Annotated in this window: 13 protein-coding genes; 12 read left to right on the forward strand and 1 reads right to left on the reverse strand. The window is 47.1% G+C overall.

The features are described from left to right. The first annotated feature begins 46 nt into the window (after window positions 1-46). From AB4Z45_RS29370 to AB4Z45_RS29420, 11 genes are all read left to right on the forward strand, one after another. The gene (locus tag AB4Z45_RS29370; protein WP_441912864.1) at window positions 47-985 is read left to right on the forward strand and encodes a hypothetical protein; all 939 of its coding nucleotides are present in this window, start codon (window positions 47-49) and stop codon (window positions 983-985) included. A gap of 652 nt (window positions 986-1637) precedes the next feature. Then, on the forward strand, window positions 1638-3059 hold the full coding sequence (locus tag AB4Z45_RS29375) for an ABC transporter substrate-binding protein (protein WP_441912865.1): 1422 nt from the start codon (window positions 1638-1640) through the stop codon (window positions 3057-3059). Window positions 3060-3218: 159 nt separating this feature from the next. After that, window positions 3219-6224 (forward strand): extracellular solute-binding protein, encoded by a 3006-nt coding sequence (locus AB4Z45_RS29380; RefSeq protein WP_441912866.1) that lies wholly within the window; start codon window positions 3219-3221, stop codon window positions 6222-6224. Between the two features lie 2 nt (window positions 6225-6226). Continuing rightward, window positions 6227-7186, forward strand: a complete 960-nt coding sequence (locus tag AB4Z45_RS29385; protein WP_076267399.1) for a carbohydrate ABC transporter permease — start codon at window positions 6227-6229, stop codon at window positions 7184-7186. Window positions 7187-7192: 6 nt separating this feature from the next. After that, on the forward strand, window positions 7193-8053 hold the full coding sequence (locus tag AB4Z45_RS29390) for a carbohydrate ABC transporter permease (protein ID WP_256710834.1): 861 nt from the start codon (window positions 7193-7195) through the stop codon (window positions 8051-8053). A 13-nt stretch (window positions 8054-8066) separates the two neighbouring features. Beyond that, entirely contained in the window at window positions 8067-9566 is a 1500-nt protein-coding gene (locus AB4Z45_RS29395; protein ID WP_441912867.1) for a hypothetical protein, read from the forward strand. After that, window positions 9550-10167, forward strand: coding sequence for a YIP1 family protein (locus tag AB4Z45_RS29400; RefSeq protein WP_076267169.1), 618 nt, complete (start codon window positions 9550-9552; stop codon window positions 10165-10167). Before AB4Z45_RS29395 ends, AB4Z45_RS29400 begins: the two co-directional genes overlap by 17 nt. 9 nt (window positions 10168-10176) lie before the next feature. Continuing rightward, on the forward strand, window positions 10177-12555 hold the full coding sequence (locus tag AB4Z45_RS29405; RefSeq protein WP_441912868.1) for a DUF5696 domain-containing protein: 2379 nt from the start codon (window positions 10177-10179) through the stop codon (window positions 12553-12555). 2 nt (window positions 12556-12557) lie between these two features. Further along, window positions 12558-13436, forward strand: coding sequence for a carbohydrate ABC transporter permease (locus AB4Z45_RS29410; protein WP_076267167.1), 879 nt, complete (start codon window positions 12558-12560; stop codon window positions 13434-13436). 5 nt (window positions 13437-13441) lie between these two features. Continuing rightward, complete coding sequence (locus AB4Z45_RS29415; RefSeq protein WP_441912869.1) at window positions 13442-14422, forward strand: carbohydrate ABC transporter permease; 981 nt, start codon at window positions 13442-13444, stop codon at window positions 14420-14422. A gap of 15 nt (window positions 14423-14437) precedes the next feature. After that, the gene (locus tag AB4Z45_RS29420; protein ID WP_441912870.1) at window positions 14438-17422 is read left to right on the forward strand and encodes a LamG-like jellyroll fold domain-containing protein; all 2985 of its coding nucleotides are present in this window, start codon (window positions 14438-14440) and stop codon (window positions 17420-17422) included. Window positions 17423-17460: 38 nt separating this feature from the next. Here AB4Z45_RS29420 and AB4Z45_RS29425 read toward each other — a convergent pair whose 3' ends face one another. After that, on the reverse strand, window positions 17461-18375 hold the full coding sequence (locus AB4Z45_RS29425; RefSeq protein WP_441882668.1) for an ArsR/SmtB family transcription factor: 915 nt from the start codon (window positions 18373-18375) through the stop codon (window positions 17461-17463). A gap of 234 nt (window positions 18376-18609) precedes the next feature. Between AB4Z45_RS29425 and AB4Z45_RS29430 the strand changes: the two genes are divergently transcribed. Further along, window positions 18610-19578 carry a glycoside hydrolase family 43 protein gene (locus AB4Z45_RS29430; protein ID WP_441912871.1) on the forward strand — a complete coding sequence of 323 codons (969 nt, stop codon included), beginning with the start codon at window positions 18610-18612 and terminating at the stop codon, window positions 19576-19578. The last annotated feature ends 66 nt before the right edge of the window (window positions 19579-19644 follow it).

Here is a 19644-nt window from a genome sequence, read left to right on the forward strand (position 1 = left end):
GGCAATAATGGATGAGATTAGATTTTAACGCATGAGGTGAATGGTTATGAATAAATCGGCTTTGCATACAAAAAAGTATCGGAAGCGGACAGTAACTGCGGGAATCATAATTCTTGGCTTGCTTGGAGCGGGCTGCGGAAGCCCGGCAGGGAGTGACCATTCCCAGCATGCTATGAGCAATGTTGCTGTCACTGATGAGCATCGTGGTCATACGGCTAATGCACAAGGCGATGAAATGGAACATGATTCTTCGGAAAATCATAGCGGCCACAACGGCTTAGAACAAATGTCAGCGGCCGATATTAAGCTGGAATGGCGCTATTCGCCGGTGCGTCCTGATCCTGGGAAAGAAACAAATATCGAGCTGTTTCTTTATGATCATGCGGGAAAGGCGATTGAAAAATATGATGTCAATCATGAGAAGCTCATGCATCTCATTCTCGTAAGCGAGGATTTGAAGGACTTCATGCATATTCATCCTGAGTATAAAGGGAAAGGTAAGTTCGAGGCAGCTGCATCCTTCAACAAGAGTGGAAACTATAAGCTATTCGCAGATTTTATACCGACAGGTTCTCCGCAGATGACGGTTACGTCCCTTCTACAGGTGTCAGGAGCAAAGCAAGCTCAGGAGCCGCTGAAGAAGGATAAAAACCTAACAAAAATCGTTGATGGTATTGCTGTTTCCTTGAATATTTCCTCATTCAAAGCCGATCAAGAGACAGATTTGATATTCACGTTAAGCGACGAAAAAACGAAAGAACCGATTAGTGATTTACAGCCTTACTTAGGGGCTATCGGACATGTTGTTATTTTGAGCGAGGATAGGAGCCGTTACCTGCATGTCCATCCGAATGATGACAACAGAAATGGGCCGACCGCTGAATTCTCGACTCGTTTCCCTGAACCGGGTTTATATAAAATGTGGGGGCAATTTCAGCGTGGAGGAAAAACGTTTATTGTTCCGTTTACGATTGAAGCAGAGTAAAGAAATGATCAACATTAAATATTTATATAAATGCTAATCACTCAGAAATGGGTGATTTTTTTGTGCTTAAACATGAAAAACGAGGCAATCCAGCGGGTGTTAAGCAGATTGTAAATAAAAATGTGATTCAGCATTGGAAATAGTTGAACGAAAATTTTGCTTGAATCGAATTTTAGTACTTGAAAACGTAAAAATACGTGTTAAACTAAATCATGTAACATAATCATTAATCGATTAACATAATGGTTATTTCTCATGGAGGTGAAGCTTGAGCTGAATATGTTTACGTATGTTTTAATGCAATAATGTAGGTTCGCGCTATACGGTTAATAAATTAACTAGAATATAAGCAAACTGGGCTGTTAAGTCAAGAGCTGCTTATGTTTGATTCAAAACAGAAGCCGAGCAGTGAGAGCAAGCTGGAGTTGTTTAAGTTTTTACAATGCTGATAACTAGAGGGAGTCATAGCAGCAAGAGAAACAAAAGATAGAAATCGTTTTTGATGCCTGCGAAAAAATGTTTCTGATTAACAAATATGTTAAACGCTGTTTACTCAGCTATGAACCATAATCAAGCAAGGCATTAATGACTATATCGTTTAAGGGTTAAAATGTAAACGCTTTATTCAAAATTACGAAGGAGGCTTTTTTAGATGAAAAAGTTAACAAGCACTTTCATTTTTATGTTGGCTCTTATTATGCTCGTAACGGCGTGCTCCAGCGGTGCAGGTAAAAACACCGTTAATAATGGTAAAGAAAATACGCCTGCGAATACGGAAGGCAATAAGGAAGCGTCTACAAATGAGCCGGCCGCTAATAATTCTGAGCCTGATGGCGGGGCTGCCAAGTCCTCCATTGATCCGTCGATTGCAGGTGAAGTAACGTTCTGGACGTTCCTTGACAACAAAGAGAAGGATGCTGCGCTTCAAAAGGCGTTTAATGAAGTTTATCCGAATATCAAGCTGAAAACGATTTTTGTACCTTTCGGAGATTTGCATGATAAGCTGCAAACGACTTTGGCAGCTGGCAAAGGAGCACCGGATGTAGCACTTGTTGAGCAAGGCCAATTTACACGCTATAGCACAGGAAATGTGCTGGAGGATTTGCTTCAACCGCAATATGATGCTGGCAAATATCAAAGCCTAGTATCGGAGTATAACTGGAACCGCTGGTCGTCCATTGACGGCAGCAAATTGTTAGGTATGCCGTGGGATGTTACACCTGCTGTAACTTACTACCGTGCAGACATCTTTGAAGAGCTGGGCTTGCCATCTGATCCAGCCGAGCTTGGCGAATACATTCAGGATCCAGACAACTTCTTCACATTAGCTCAAACGTTGAAAGCAAACGGTAAGTATTCCATGGAATGGCGTGATTCACCGGTTCACTGGTTAGGCGATTCACTTGGATACTACGACAGCGAAATGAACTGGGTTCGCAACACGGATGAGTTCGTAAAATTCCTCGATATTTCAAAACAAGTAAACCAATTGAAAATTGCTCCGCATGACGGCATCTACAGTGATAAAGGCAAGCAGCGCGTGAAAAAAGGCGAGTCCCCGATGTACGTAGCGGGAACTTACGGCGCACGTGATCTAGAAATCAACTTCCCGGATCAAAAAGGCAAATGGAAAGCTACAACAATGCCTTTTGGACTTAACGTTGGTATGGGCGGATCGACATTCGTCATTCCTTCACAAAGCAGCAATAAAGATGCAGCATGGGCATTCGTAGAATTTATTACAACGTCCGAAGCAGCTTGGAAACTATGGATTGAACAATCGGTTCAACCGGATTACAAGCATATTACAAGCCAAGAATGGTACCTGTCACATACAAATCCTTACCTCGGCGACCAAGAGGATTACAAGTTCTACAATGAGCTTGCCAGCCTCATTCCAATTAGACGTTTTACTCGTCTTGACGGTTTAGCATGGCCTTTATGGGTTGAAGGTGTATTAGCCGCACTTGATAAAAACGTTGATTCAAAAACAGCCATTCAGCAAACGCAAGAAAACATTGAGAACAAGCTGAAGGCCGAAAAGGAAAAACTGATTAAAGAGCTCGCCCAATAATTTTGCTTTCTTTATCAGGAAACCGAATCATCCTTCATTGAAGGATGATTCGGCATGATAACACAACGATACGTTTTAACATTTATCGCGAAACGATAGCTGCGCCGCCTTAAAATGACGCAAGCCGTTTACGCTAGTATGGCAAGGGGGTGCTCCTTGGTGATTCATTGGCTAAGCAAGTATAAGGTAACATTGGTTGTCATTGCCGCATTAGTCTGCTTCTTTTTATGGTGGAATAATTCAAGAGGCTACAACGATGATGCGATGGCTGGAATTGCGCTGGATGCTGGAATCGATCAATCGTCAATTTTGGAAGGTGAAGACGCCAGCAGCAAGCTGGAGCCGTCTTTTAATAAATATGTAGACAGCTGGAGTGAACAAGGAGCGTCAGATACGACAGATTTCAGCATCACGCTGTCTTCTACAGATTATGAGGGAATCAGCGAGACAGGAACACAAATCGTTTCGGGCTTAGGTGACCAGTCAGGTCAAGCCTTGGCTCTTATAGATGAGGACAGCTGGGCGGATTATTCCTTTGAAGTGCCGCAGGATGGCTATTATCAAATGGGAATGAGCTATTACGCGATGGAGGGCAAGCGCTCATCCGTCGTTCGCAGCTTACAAATTGACGGAAAATATCCGTTTTTCCAAGCGAAGAAGCTGGAATTCCAAAGGATGTGGAAGGAAGCCGGAAAAACATGGTTTGACAATCAGAATAATGAATTCAATCCGCGCAGGGAAGAGACATTCGGTTGGCAATACCGGGAGTTCCGTGATGCAGAAGGCAAAACGTACGAGCCGTTTCGTTTCTATCTGACAAAGGGAAAGCATACGCTGCGCCTTCAGGCGGTTAGGGAGCCTGCGGCAATTGGGAAAATTGACATTTACTCGCCGGTAAAGGTACCAACTTACGCCGAGGTTGCCAGCACATATGAACAGAAGGGCTACAAGAAAACGGCAGGGCAGCTTATTAAGGCACAGGCCGAGCTGTCGACCTTAAAATCCGATCCGACGCTGAAGCGCATCGAGGATCGCGAGCCGTTAACAGAACCATTCAAAAAAGATTCTATTGTACTTAACACGTTTGGCGGCGCTAGCTGGCGAACGGGCGGACAGTGGGCGGAATGGGAAATTGAGGTGCCTGAAAGCGGACTGTACGAAATCGGAGCACGTTATGGGCAATGGTTTCTTAACGGAATGCCAACACAGCGGACGGTAACGATTGATGGCAAGCTGCCATTTAAAGAAATGAATGAAATTTCTTTTCCTTATAAGGCTGAGTTCCAAGTTGCTAAGTTTGGCGGCGACAGCGAGAGCAATGAGCCCTATCTCTATTATCTAGAAAAGGGCAAGCATACGATTCGAATGGAGGTTCAGGTTGGTGCGCTCGGGCGTATGCTCGAGACGGTTACAGATACGACACGCAAAATGTCACTGCTCGGCCGTGAGGTTATTCAAGTTACGGGTACGAACCCCGATCCGAATGGCGACTGGCGCTTGGAGCAAAATATCGCGAACCTCGTACAACGCCTGCAGCTTATGGCCAAGAGCTTCGACGATACGATCAAAGGTCTTTATGAGCTGGGCGTTGACAAGGGCAGCTCTGAAGTAAGCCCGCTTTACGAAGCGCGCGACGTGCTACTCAGCATGTCTAACGATACAACCTCCATTCCAGGGCGCATGCTGCAATTCAATGATTTGCAGGCATCGCTTGGGACATGGGTGAATGGTCTGAGCAAGCAGAGCTTGCTGCTTGATTATCTCATCATTAAATCGCCAGATACGGCATGGCCGAAGCCTGATGCAGGCTGGCTGGCTAGAACGGGTACGATGATTTACGACTTTACGAGCTCGTTCACGAAAAACTACGGCGGTATCGGCAACGTGTATGAAGACGAGAAGGTGCTGGACGTTTGGGTAGCGAGAGGGCGCGACTGGGTCGACATTATTAAGCAAATGATTGATGAGGATTTCACCACAGAAACAGGCATCAAAGTAAATGTCAACGTGATTCCGGCTCAGCAGATGCAGGTGCTCTTGCTGGCAAGCACGGCGGGTTTAGCGCCAGATGTTGCGCTTGGCGTAGAGGGTGAAATTCCAATTGATTATGCTGTGCGCAATGGATTGGTCAACTTGGAGGAATACGACGATTACGATGAAGTGGCCGCTCGATTCAGGCCAGGTGCACTTATTCCTTACAAATATAATAACGGAAGCTACGCGTTGCCAGAAAATCAAAACTTCAACATGCTGTTCTATCGCAAAGATATTATGCAGCAGCTGGGCATCTCCGAGTCTGAAATTCCAGACACTTGGCAGGAGGTTATGGATCTTATTCCGATCCTGCAGCAAAACGGAATGGACTTTTTCTACCCGCATGCTCCGAATAATCCGGCGCTTGCGATTAATGAGTTTGCGCCGTTCCTGTTCCAGCAAAACAGCGAGTTTTACCGTGAAGACGGTAAATATTCGAACCTTGATTCGCCAGAGGCGATGAAGGCATTCAAGCTTTGGACAGGATTGTTCACGAACTTTAAAATTTCGAAGCAAGCCGATTTCTATAACCGTTTCCGTTCCGGCGAAATGCCAATCGGGGTGGCGGACTATTCCACTTACGTGCTGCTATCTACTGCAGCGCCGGAGCTTACAGGCTGGTGGGGCATGAAGCCGATGCCGGGCATCGAGCAGGAGGACGGGCAAATTAACCGTTCAACCGGCGGCCTCGCGCAAACGGGCATGATTTTCAAAGATACCGACATGAAAGAACAATCATGGGAATTTCTGAAGTGGTGGACGAGTGCAGATACGCAGGAAAGATTCGGCTCCGAGCTTGAAGCGCTGCTTGGCGTAGAAGCAAGATGGAATACCGCTAATATCGAGGCGCTTAAGCGGATGCCTTGGCAATCCTCTGATATTAACGCGATTCTCGAGCAGTGGGAATGGTTCAAGGAGCGCGAGGTTGTCATTGGCGGTTACTATACGACCAGACATATCGCGAATATTTGGAACCAAATCGTATTGAACGGCAAAATACCGCGTGAAGCGGTGGAGGAAGGCGTTAAGGAAATCGATAAGGAATTGCGCAAGAAGCGCGAGGAATTTGGTTTAAATGATGCGCCTGCATCTTCCAGTCAAGCAACTTCCAAAGGAGGCGACAGCCCGTGAAAATGAACACAGATTCAGCGGCAACCGTGGTCACTCCGGCAGCGGAACGCCTCCGCAAACCGAGCAAATTGTCCTTGCTGTGGCATGAAATGAAGAGAAACAGGGTTTCCTACCTGTTTCTCGCTCCATTTCTTATCCTGTTCACCTTGTTTACGATCGTACCGGTCGTCACTTCGGTTGTACTCAGCTTTACCTATTACAACATTCTGGAGGCGCCAAAGTTTATTGGTCTCTCCAATTACAAGCTGTTGTTTGTCGACGACGATATTTTCCTTAAGGCGATTGGCATTACGTTGAAATTTGCGTTCATTACAGGGCCGGTCGGCTATGTAATGGCGTTCTTGCTGGCTTGGCTCATTAGCCAAATTCCGCAAAAATACCGCTTCTTCTATACGCTTTGTTATTACACGCCGTCCATTACGAGCGCTACGGCGATGTCGGTCGTATGGCTCTACCTGTTTGCGGGCGACCGCAAAGGCTTGCTTAACTATTTTGCATCGAAGCTGGGCATTATCGACGAGCCTTATCTATTTTTGCAAAACATTAATTCGATTGTACCCGTGATCATCATTGTCTCGCTATGGATGTCGATGGGGGTAGGGTTCTTGGCTTTCCTAGCCGGCCTTCAGAACGTACCGAAGGATCTTTATGAGGCTGGGGAAATCGACGGAATTAAGTATAGATGGCAGCAGCTCATTTATATTACAGTTCCATCCGTAAAGCCGCAATTGCTGTTCGGCGCAGTGCTTCAGGTTGTTAGCTCACTGACCGTGTTTGATGTGAGCGTGCAACTCGTCGGATTGCCGAGTCCGCTTTATGCAGGCCATACGATTTTGACACATTTATTCGATTATGCCTTTATCAAGTTTGAGATGGGTTACGCTGCGGCGATCGCGGTTGTGCTGTTCGTCATGATGATCGGACTAAACCGTCTCATATTCAAATGGCTAGGAAAGGACTGAACCGATATGACTGGCGCAGTGAAAGGCAGGAAGGATTGGGGAGGGTTTTTCCTTTATCTATTTCTAACGTTGTTCGGTCTCTTGATGCTTGCCCCTCTGGTTTATATGGTATCTACAGCCTTTAAACCAACAAGCGAGCTGTTCTTGTTTCCACCGCGATTTTTCGTGAACAATCCGACATTAGTCAATTTTCGCGATCTATTGCTCATAACGGGAACGACAAGCGTTCCGTTCTCCAGGTTTATTTTTAACAGCTTGCTGATCAGCTCCTGTATTGTTGGGTTTGGCATTCTCGTATCGGCTATGGCAGCGTATCCGCTGGCGAAGCACAATATGCCGTTTCGCAGCGCTATATTCAACATGGTCGTGCTTGCTATTATGTTCTCGCCGATGGTCGTGCAAATTCCGCAATATTTGCTCATTAGCAAAATCGGTTTGATCAATACGTATTGGGCGATGATTTTGCCGTATTTGGCGGCTCCGATAGGGATGTTTCTCATGACGCAGTTTTTGCGCCAAATCCCGGATGCCTTGCTGGAGGCAGCACGCATGGACGGCGCATCCGAGTGGAAGGTGTTCTGGGTTGTCGTCATGCCGATGCTGAAGCCAGCCATCGCGACCTTTGCATTATTCAGCTTCATATCAGCCTGGAATGATCCATACCCAGCAATGGTTTATACGACCGATCAGGATATGAAGTCGCTGCCGCTGGCAATCCAGACGTTAAGCGGTGGATACGGCGTGGTTGCGCGTGTCGGCACGCTTGCCGCGGCAAGTTTATTGATGATTGTGCCGACGATAATCGTCTTTATCGTAACGCAGCGCTTAGTGCTGCAAACGATGGCGCATTCAGGTCTGAAAGAGTAGGAGGACAACCGGGATGAAGCAGGCTACGATATTCCGATTCGTTGTCAGTACAGCTATCGCTTTACTGATGCTAGTTACAGCTCTACCTGTTCAAACGTTCGCGGCCTCTCCTTATGAAGGGTATACGAGAAATAAGCTGGGCCAAGATGTTCACTCGATCAACGGGTACATGTATGAGAGCTCAATTGATGGTTTTAACCTATCATCTGGACCATTTAGCTCGCCAGAAGATATTTTCCTTGCTGACGATGGAACGATCTATATCGTAGATACAGGAAATAGCCGGGTCGTCCATTTGGATGGGAAGCATGAGGTGCTGAACATTATCGGCGACGAAGAAGGCGACGGCAAGCTGAACGAGCCAAAAGGCGTTTACGTGAAGCAGGATGGAACCATCTATGTAGCGGATACCAAAAACCAACGAATCGCTATTTTTGATAAAAACGGGAAATTCCAGAAGCAGTTCGGCAAGCCTGAAAGTCCGCTGCTCGGAGCAACCTTCTCTTATTCTCCATCAAAGCTGCTCGTGGATAAGCGGAATTACATGTTTGTCGTGAGTGACGGAAACACACAGGGCCTCATTCAAATTGATCCGAACGGGCAATTTAAAGGGTTTTATGGTGCGAATCATGTAGGCTTCAGCTGGAGCAGATTGTTCGTTAAGCTCGTTGCAACGGAGGAGCAGAAGGCAAAATTGTCGGTCGTTAAGCCGCTCGAGTTCTCCAATGCGGTGCAGGATGAGGAAGGTTTCGTTTACACGTCCACACTTGGAACAGAAATGAACCAATTGAAGCGTTTATCGCCTGTTGGTGTGGATACGCTCAATATTGTTCCTAAAAGGTACGGTGGACGTTTTGATGCTGGCCCTTTCGAAGTACCGTCGTTTCTTGATCTGGCTGTAGATAAGGACGGTGTTATCACCGCACTTGACCTTCAGTCCAGCAAAGTTTATCAGTACGATAAGCTCGGAAATTTCTTGTTCGTGTTCGGAGGGCTCGGCGATCAGAACGGCTTGTTTATCACGCCATCAAGCCTTGATCAGTCAGCAGACGGCACGGTGTATGTGGTCGATAAAGGACGCAATCGCATCGATTTGTTCCGTACGACGCCATTTGCAGATCTGGTGCATGACGCATCGCGGTTATTCGTTGATGGACGATACAAAGAGTCGGAGGGAATGTGGAACGAGGTTTTGCATTTGAATGCAAACTTTGATCTAGCCTATCTCGCAATCGGCAAGTCTCTCTATAAAGCGGAAAATTATAAGGGAGCTATGGAGTATTTTGAGCTGGCAAGATCGCGTTACGATTACTCGGTCGCTTTCAAGGAATATCGAAAGGAATATATTAGAGAGCATTTTGCATGGATATGTTTAGCCATTATCGTGTTAATCGTGCTTTTGCGCTACATCATACCTTTTGTTTGGCGCAGAGCTTCTGCGATGCTGAAAGACCGCAAGTCGGCTAAAGTGGTTCAGGTGAAGGGAGGAGTGCCTTATGATCGCAACGTTTAAAATGATGCGGCAGGTGCTCGTGCACCCGATCGATTTTTACCACGATATTCAGGAGCCGGGCCGCATTAAATGGGGGCAAGCGTTGTTCATCGTCGCACTGGCTTATATCGCGAGGATGGTTGCCATTCTAATTACGGGGTATGCGTTCGAGACGAGAGAAACGTATGAGATCTCGTTTGTGCATGAGCTGATATGGATCGTTGTGCCATGGGTAACGTGGACGATATCGAACTGGGGCGTCAGTGCGATTCTTGAAGGGGAAGGGAAATTTAAGGAAGTGTTTGTCGGCAGTGCATTTGCGCTGGTTCCTTATGCGATCTTTATTATCCCAATCACGCTGCTAACGAATATTTTGGCGCTGGATGAAAGCTCTATTTATTCGTTTTTAATCAATCTTACTCTTTACTGGGTAGGGTGGCTGCTCTTGCTTAAGGTAAGAATCGTTCATGATTTTGAGCTTGGCAAAATGATCTGGATTACGGTGCTGAGCATCGTCGGCATATTAATTATTTGGTTTATTGGCATTCTGATGTTTGGCTTAATCAATCAACTCCTTAACTTTATAATCGACATGTTCAAAGAAATAAACTTCCGAAGGTAGGTGGACGAGATGAGGAAACAACGAAAATGGCTTATTATCGTGGCATTGCTGCTCGTTGTCAGCATATTCCCTCACTTCGGGAGCGTGGAAGGCGAAACCCGTGTTCAAGCAGAGGAAGATGCGGGCAAGAGTGCAACTGCGACTGCGTCGGAGACGACCACGGATGAAGATGCCGCAGCGGCTTCGGATTCGACTGCAGCTTCGGAGGCTCCAGCAGAAGAGTCTGCTGCAGAGACCACTGCAGAGACCGCGGAACCTGCTGACCAAGGCGAAGTGAAGCTGTATCCTGTATCTGCTACGAAGCAGATTGCGGAGAATGACAGCTACAAGATGTACATTGACGATAAAACAGGCAATGTTCGCCTCGTTGACAAGCGAACCAAGAAAGAATGGCTGGGTACGCCGCAGCTTCCTAGAACGACGATGCCTAATAATAAGAAGTTTATGGATGCGGCCGTTCATGTGAAGTATACAGAGGGCTCGGATACTGTACAAACGTATTTGGCAAAGGAAAAGGAAAACAAGCTGAAGATCGAGACGATTGATGGCGGGGCGAAAGTAACCTTCCAATTCGTGAAGGAAAAGCTGGAGTTTGCGCTTGAATATCGTTTAAATGAGAAAGGCTTCGAGCTGTCGATTCCGGAAGCATCCATTAAGGAAGCGGGCAAAGCAAAGTTTGTAAGTATTGAGCCGCTGCCATTCTGGAACGCTGCTGCGGATACGGAGGAAGGAGCGATTTTCCTGCCGGACGGCTCCGGCGCGCTTATGAAATACAGCGCGAAGCATCCGCAGTATTTTGCGGGCTACTCCGAAATGATCTATGGCGCCGACCCGGCTTACGTTACGCAATCACATACGGATATTGATCAAATGTGGCGGCAAAAGCTTGCTCCAAAAGAAATGGTTGCGCTGCCGGTATTCGGCAATTACCGCGACGATGTAGGTTCGCTCGGTATCGTAACGAAAGGTCAATACGATGCGAAGATTAATGGAACGCCGTCAGGCATCCGCGCGATCTCCTATTACCGGACGTCGGCGGAATTCGTGTACCGCTGGAGCGATGTTATTTTCATCGGGACATCGGGTGAAATCCCATTTTTCCAAGGCAACTGGATCAAAGGCGATCGGCAGCTGCGTTACGTACTGCTTCAAGACAAGGAAGCTGATTACGTCGGGATGGCACAGGCATACGGCAAATTTCTGAAAGAAGAGCAAGGAGTTAAGCCTTTGGAGCAAACGGCAGTTCCCTTTAAGGTGAAGCTGCTTGGCGGTATTTTGCGTGATGAGGTGCTTGGCAATACGTTCATTTCGATGACGACATTCGATCAAGCGCGAGAAATTATTGATGCTTTTCAGAAAAAAGGAATCGCGAATTTAGAGCTTACGTTTTCCGGATGGTCTGATGATGGTTTATATGGCGATCAGCCGGATCACTTTCCAGTGGAGAAGAAGCTGGGCGGAGCAAAGGATTTGAAGGATCTTGCCGCCTATGCCGCTAATAAAGGGGTTTCGCTTTATTTGGAAGCAAACTATGCTCGCGCAATCGCGGATAGCGACGGCATGAAGAAGTCAAAGGACGCCATTCGCGGCATGGATCGTGAAGTAGCGCCAAGTACTGATTATTTTATTGGCAGCAGATGGAATGACGACAGCAGACTCTACTATTGGATGAAGCCAGAGCGTGTCATCAGCAAACATTTGAACAAAGAGCTGAAGGATTATTCGAAGCTTGGCATCTCTGGTGTCCATCTTAGCTTTTGGGGAAATACATTGTACTCCGATATCGATTCGAAGTCGCTGACAACGCGCGGCGAGACAGCATCAGCTTGGGTGAAAGCAACGGATGCCATTCGGGAGACTACTGGCGGAGCGTCAGTCGATTATGGATTTGCTTATATGCTTGGACATATTGATGGGATTAGCGGTGCACCGCTTGATTCCAGCCATTTTATTTACAATGACGAGACGGTTCCTTTCTATCAGATTGCGGTACGAGGGCTGGTGCCTTACTCGGCTAATCCGATCAATTTGCGAAATGATGCCCAGAACGAGCTGCTTCGGATGGTAGAGTATGGTGCGCTGCCTAGTCTAGAGCTGACTTATGAGCCCACAACGAAGCTTCAAAGAACGCTGGAGGATCGGTTATGGAGCTCTGAATACAAGACATGGATTGATGATGCCGTTCAGCAATATAACGAGCTTGAGTCTATTTACAAAGCGATAGCTAATCAGACGATTGCTGATCATGAGAAGCTGAGCAATAACGTATATCAAACAACGTATGCGAATGGAACAAAGGTTATTGTCAATTATGGCAGTGCTTCAGTGACGGTTGACGGCTTATCTATTCCTGCGGCAGGATATCTCATGCGAAACGGAGGGAAATGAGCATGGGCAAAAAATTTGGACTCTCGATGAGAGGCCGCCACATCTTTGAGGGATACTCGTTCATTTCCATATGGGTTGTCGGTTTCTTACTGTTCATGGTCATTCCGCTTGGCAAATCACTTTATTATTCGCTTAACAATTTGGAGGTTACGAAGGCAGGGCTAAAGGCATCTTACACTGGCTTGACCCATTACCGTGCCGCCTTTACGACAGACATCGATTTTGTGCCGCTGCTGCAAGCAACGCTGACAACGATGCTGACGCAGGTACCGCTTATTCTAATTTTTGCGATGTTTAGTGCATTGCTGCTTAATCGTCCGTTTCGCGGTCGTACGTTGTTCCGCGGCATATTCTTTCTGCCGGTTATTATCGCTTCCGGCGCCATCTTGAGGGAGCTCCTGGAGCAGGGTGCTGCTCAGCTCCCGATCTTCTATCAATACGATCTTTACAGCAAGCTAAATGCATTTATACCGGACAGCATCTTGGACCCGCTGCTTCAATATGCAGATTCTTTAACCCTCGTCATGTGGGATTCGGGCGTGCAAATATTGATTTTCATCGCGGGTTTGCAGACGATCTCGCCAGCGTTATATGAAGCAGCCAAATGTGATGGCGCAACAAAATGGGAAAGCTTCTGGAAGATTACGTTTCCGATGATTATGCCGATGCTGTTCGTCAACACGCTTTACAGCGTCGTCAACTCATTCACCAAAACAGATAACCAAATTATGAATCACATTATGAACAATGTGTTCAAAACGAATAATTACGCTTATGGCTCGGCAATGGGCTGGATTTACTTTATTGTGATTTCGGTTGTGCTAGCGGTCGTATTCTTCATCTTCCGCAAAAGCTTGTCAGCAACCGAAGGTAGGGGGTAGAGGGCATGAATTCACCTAGCATGACCGAAAAATATGCCGACCTTCAAGGCAAAGCGGAAGAGGTCTGGAAGATTACTTGGATAAAGCGCGGACGCGGCGTAATCGGAACGATTTTCTATTATGTCGTTATTCTCAGCTTGGCGTTTGTTTTCGTTTATCCGCTGCTTTATATGGTATCAAAATCGCTGATGCGGCCGGAGGATGTGGCGGATGCTACGATTCAGTGGATTCCGAAGCAGTTTAATCTAACGAATTATTCGATCGCAATGGAGGAAATTAACTTCTGGCCGGGACTGCTGAACAGCTCCATCATTTCATTTGGCAGCGCGATGCTTCAAGTCGTAAGCTGTTCAATTGTAGGATACGGCTTCGCACGTTACCGATTTCCCGGTCAAGCGTTGTTTCTGGCGATGGTTGTATTTACATTTCTTGTGCCGCCGCAGACGATCGTTGTGCCGTTGTTTACCTTTTTCCTCGACTTGGGCTGGGTAAATACGCATCTGCCGTTCGTTGTGCCGGCGCTGCTTGGACACGGACTGAAAGGCTCTTTGTTCGTCCTTATCTTTATTCAATTTTACCGAACGCTGCCGAATGTGCTGGAGGAAGCGGCAAGAATCGATGGCGCGGGTGCGTTCCGGACGTACTGGATGATTATGTTCCCGCTCGCGAAACCCGCCATGCTGGTTGTCTTCCTGTTCTCGGTCGTGTGGCACTGGAATGACCTGTTTGAGCCGAATATGTATTTACTCGTTCCAGAGTATTTCAATCTGGCGCAAAATATGGCTTTCTTCAACGGCAATGCGAATCTGGATCTTCAGCAGGCATCCAGCTCGGTATCCTCAGGTACGCTCGGCATGGCGCCGACGCTGCAAAACCAAGTGATGGCTGGGGTTATGCTAACGATCCTGCCGGTGCTTATTTTGTACATGTTCACGCAGCGTTATTTCGTCGAGAGCGTCGAACGTTCCGGTATCGCAGGTGAATAGTAGGAGAGATGCAGCTTGATTGACATACGTCTGAAGAAGCTGACTGCCATATTGCTGCTGGTATTGGTGGCAGCTGTTATCTGGATTGTCTTCAGCCAGGGGCAGGAGCCTAAGATAAAGGAAACAGCCCAGCGAGATGAGCAGCAGACTTATCAAAATTGTTTGCTGCTGCGCTACACTTTCGATCATGCGGAGAAGTCGGAGCTGAGCGCTTCACCGAATGAATTGCTGGACGCATCAGGTCATGATAATACTGGGATGCTGAGCGGCGGCGTTCTGCAGAAAGAGGGCAAGTTCGGAAGCAGCTTGCAGCTGGACGGATCAAGCGCCTATGCGGAGATGCCTACGGCAATTTTGAATGGTTTGGAAGAGCTGACGATATCCGCATGGGTTAATATTAACGATCTGCGAATGTGGCAGCGAATCTTCGATTTCGGCAATGGAGTGGATCGTTATTTGTTTCTCACCCCGATGTCAGAAACAGGCAAGATGAAGCTTGCGATCAAGAATGGCGGCGGCGAGCAAATGATCAGCACCGAAACGGAGTTTCCGGCGGACAGCTGGACGCATGTTGCCTTCACTTGGTCTGGCAGCACGGGCATTCTTTATTTGAATGGGCATGAAATCGCCCGCAATGATGATCTATCGATCAAGCCGAGTGATATGGCGGGCACGACAGGCAACTATATCGGAAAATCGCAGTTTGACGTCGACCCGTATTTATCCGGCCAAGTAGACGAGGTGCGGATTTATAGCGAAGCTCTATCCGTTGATGAAATTGCTGATCAACTGACTGAAGGGATGAACGATCAGGATACCGTTGCTTTTGCGGTAGAGTGGTTATCTCTTCCAAGCAGCAGCCGTGTTATGGAATCTTTAGAGCTGCCGCGCAGTGGACCGGGTGGCACAAGCATTGTCTGGTCCTCTGATCATGAAGAAACAGTTGCCCCAGATGGCACAGTTACTAGACCGGCAAGCGGACATGGAGATGTTGAAGCAACGTTAACGGCAATGGTCAACAAAGGAAAAGCAGCGGGGGAGAAAAAAATACCGCTTCGCATATGGGAGGAAGAGGCAGCGGATTACGCGATTTCCATTCAAGCGGATCAGACGGGCGCTCCTGTAAGTGATACCTTATATGGGATTTTCTTTGAGGATATCAATTTTGCCGGTGATGGCGGCGTGTATGCAGAATTGATTGAAAATCGCTCCTTCGAATTCGGCAATTCATTCTGGAACTGGGCGATAAGAAAAGCTGGATCTGGAGACGGAGCAGTAGAAGTTGCGGATAAAGCGCCGCTGAACGCAAACAATCCACATTATTTATCGATGCAGGTGAGGGCCCCAGCCAAAGAGGATGAGTTTGCAATTGTAAATAGCGGCTTTGGCGGAATCGCTTTGCAGCAAGGTGAGAAATATGATTTCTCGATGTATGCAAGAAGCAGCAACCATGCAGCGCTTAAGCTTACTGCTTATCTAGAAGACGATAGCGGCAAAAGGCTAGGCGAAACGGTAATCACAGACGAAAAAATGGGAGCGGAATGGACGAAGCTGAAGGGGACAATAACGGCTTCTGAAGCAGCTCTGAACGGAAGACTGGTACTGGGCGCGAATGGTAACGGTCAAATCGACGTTGATATGATCTCGTTATTCCCGCAATCCACATGGAAGAATAGGCCAGGCGGCTTGCGTTCAGACCTTGTCCGCATGCTGGCTGATTTGAAGCCGTCATTTGTAAGGTTCCCCGGAGGCAGCATCGTTGGCGGAGATGGGATAGGCAATCGCTACAATTGGAAGGACTCCATTGGAGATCCGTCCGAACGAAAGCAAAATACGAATATGTGGGGCGGCGCCTTAACGGCACCTTATTATCAAAGCTACGGGCTTGGCTTCCATGAGTATTTCCAGCTAAGCGAAGATCTTGGAGCAGAACCGCTGCCTGTCGTAAATGCAGGAATGGGCGATCAATTCCGTCAGTCAGACGTAGCGCAGATAGAGGAGCTTGCTTCTTATATCCAAGATGCGCTTGATCTGATCGAATATGCAAATGGTTCTTCAACGAGCAAATGGGGAGCGAAGCGGGCGAAGAATGGACACCCTGAGCCGTTTGGGCTTCATTACCTTGCGATTGGCAACGAGCATTGGGGTACGGATTATTTTATAAGATACGAAATGTTTGCAGCTGCGATTAAAGAGAAGTATCCCAATATTCAACTTATTGCGTCCGCAGGTCCTTCGCCTTCTGGTCCTATATTTGATGATGCTTGGCGGTGGCAGAAGGATAAGCCGACAGATATCGTTGATGAGCATTATTATATGAATCCTGATTGGTTTATAGCGAATTCGAATCGATATGATACGTATGATCGGAACGGGCCGAGAGTGTTCGTAGGCGAATATGCAGCACATAACGGCAAACGCAGCAACAGCTTCGGTTCAGCGCTGGCTGAAGCGGCGTTCATGGTCGGGTTGGAACGGAATTCTGATGTTGTAGCTATGGCTTCCTATGCACCATTGTTCGGTAAGGAAGGGTATACACAGTGGTCGCCGGATCTAATTTGGTTCAATAATGCTGAAGTATACGGGACTCCGAACTATTATGTGCAGCAAATGTTCAGCAATCATGTTGCGAGCTCGGTACTGCCAGCTTCAATTCGCATGCGCAGCGGCGAAACGTACGAGGCTGGACGTGGCGGTATACAAGGTGAGGAGCCGTTTTATTTCATAGCGGGCAGAGATGAGAAGACGGATGAGATCATTCTGAAAATCGTAAATGCCAATGACTATGTAGTGAATGCGTCTATTGAAGTAAAGGGGAAAACGATAGCCCCGCAAGGAACGAAGCTGTCGCTCCAAGCGGATATGGGTGTGGAGAATTCGTTTGCGAAGCCTGCGGCCGTGCTGCCTAAGGAGCAGGCTGTTGATGGGTTGTCTAACACATTTACGCTGGAGCTTGCGAAACAATCCATTACGATCTTTAGGCTGAAAAATTTACCGTAAAAAGGGGATGAAGAGCTAGCAGCTCGCGCCGCTAGCTCTTATTCGTTCCTTTCATAATAAAGCTTAAAGACGATGTCTTGATTGTAATTGCCAAACCCAGAGCCGAATAACGTAACGCCGCCGACATTTTCGGCGTCCTTCTCCACAGCTATGCGGAATTTCCATTGCTTGCTTAATATGTTGACATCATCAAGAGTAACATCGGATATTTGCTGACCGTCGATGAAGGTTCCGGCTTGTGTAATCTTCAGCACCTTCAACAGGCCGTATTGATTAATTTCATCCCACCACCAATCGGGGGTATACTTTCCGCGTTTGCCGCCGAAGTCGCCAGGACTCGTCCATAGGCCGATTTTGGTGTCATTTAAGTAAAAGGAAATGTCGGAGGGCCAATTGTCATTGGCAAAAGGAGCCTCGGAGGAAATTTCAAACGAAATTTCGAGCTCAGTAGGCTTCTCGCTTTTCAATAAGAAGTTGGCTGTTTTGTATTCAATAAAGCCGCTGCTAAACCATAAGATTCTGGCATTGATGCGATCAGGATCAAGAAAAAAACGAGGCTCATCGAACATGCCAATGACTTTAGCAGTCGTAGCGAGGCCGCAGGTAGGCTCCACTTCAAAGTCGGTGTAGTGGCCGATGGAAATGATGGACTCATGATAAGTGCGAAGCGCTGGGCGCCGTGTTGACGGGAAATCTATCTCAATGCTATCTGTGATAAGTTTGCACATTTTTTTGGTTCCGCCACTGCTGGAAACCATCTCGGAGCTGATTAAACCAGCTTTTTCGAGCTTTTTCACATGCATCGTCATAATGGGGCTGCTCAGCTCGAGCGCTTGTGCGAGATCCTTGATGTTCATCTCCTGCAGAGCAAGCAGCTGTATGATTTTAAGCCTTACATCGCTGGCTAATGCTTCATAGATGGGTAAATGAGTATCTGAAATATCAATTTTCATACATTCACTCCGCTCAATTTTTTAACATTGGATTTGCCTTACAGCTTGTGATTGAAAATATGAAGTCGAATTCGTTAATGAAAATGTTATTCTGATATATCTTATCTATTTTATATGCAAAGAGAAACCTTGACAATTTATATTTAGACCGGTGCAACCCTTCGTATTTATAGTAATGAATCAATGAAGTTATTTTATAAAAATAGAAATATTAGCTGGAGGACTGAGAGAAACATGAGCACACAAGCATCTGAACAGTCGCAGAAGCAGCTGCGAAATCCGTTAATCGAGCAACGAGCAGATCCGTGGGTAGTGAAGCATACAGACGGGTATTATTATTTCACAGGTTCTGTGCCTGAGTATGATCGGATTGAGCTGCGAAGAGCACAAACGCTGGAAGGACTTACCGATGCTGAGCAGGTTGTGGTATGGGAAAAACACGATTCGGGACCAATGAGCCACAATATTTGGGCACCTGAGCTGCATTTTATCGCTGGAAAATGGTATGTATATTTCGCTGCCGCAAGGGCAGATGCGCCATTCAGGCATCGCATGTATGTTATTGAAAATGATTCGGCTAACCCGCTTGAGGGCGAGTGGACGGAGAGGGGCCAGATCATTACGGATTGGGATTCTTTCTCGCTTGATGCGACAAGCTTCCTGCATAATGACGAGCAATATTTAGTATGGGCGCAGCAAGACCCAGCCATTCAAGGCAATACAAATTTGTATATCGCTTCGATGAGCAATCCTTGGACGCTGAAGAGCAAGCAGGTATTGATTACGAAGCCGGAGCTCGACTGGGAAGTCATTGGTTTCATGGTAAATGAGGGAGCGGCTGTCCTGAAGCGGGGCGGGAAAATATTTATGACCTACTCCGGCAGCGCCACCAATCATAACTATGCGATGGGTTTGTTGACTGCTGAGGAGAACAGTGATCTGCTTGATCCGCGCTCATGGGTGAAGACGCAGACGCCAGTGTTTACAAGCTGCCCTGAAAATAGTCAATATGGGCCAGGGCACAATAGCTTCACCGTGTCTGAGGATGGGGAACAGGATATTTTGATCTATCATGCTCGCAGCTACAAGGACATTGAAGGCGATCCGTTATTTGATCCCAATCGTCACGCCCGCGCCAAGGTATTTACGTGGAACGCCGATGGAACCCCTCATTTCGGAAAGCCGCCGGCTGATAATTTGTAGTGAATAGGCAAGAGCCGCATGTTAAAGGGAGGCTTTTGTTATTTTAATCAAAAAGCTGCAAGGATG

It is taken from the genome of Paenibacillus sp. MCAF9 (assembly GCF_052114265.1).
GTDB lineage: Bacteria > Bacillota > Bacilli > Paenibacillales > Paenibacillaceae > Pristimantibacillus.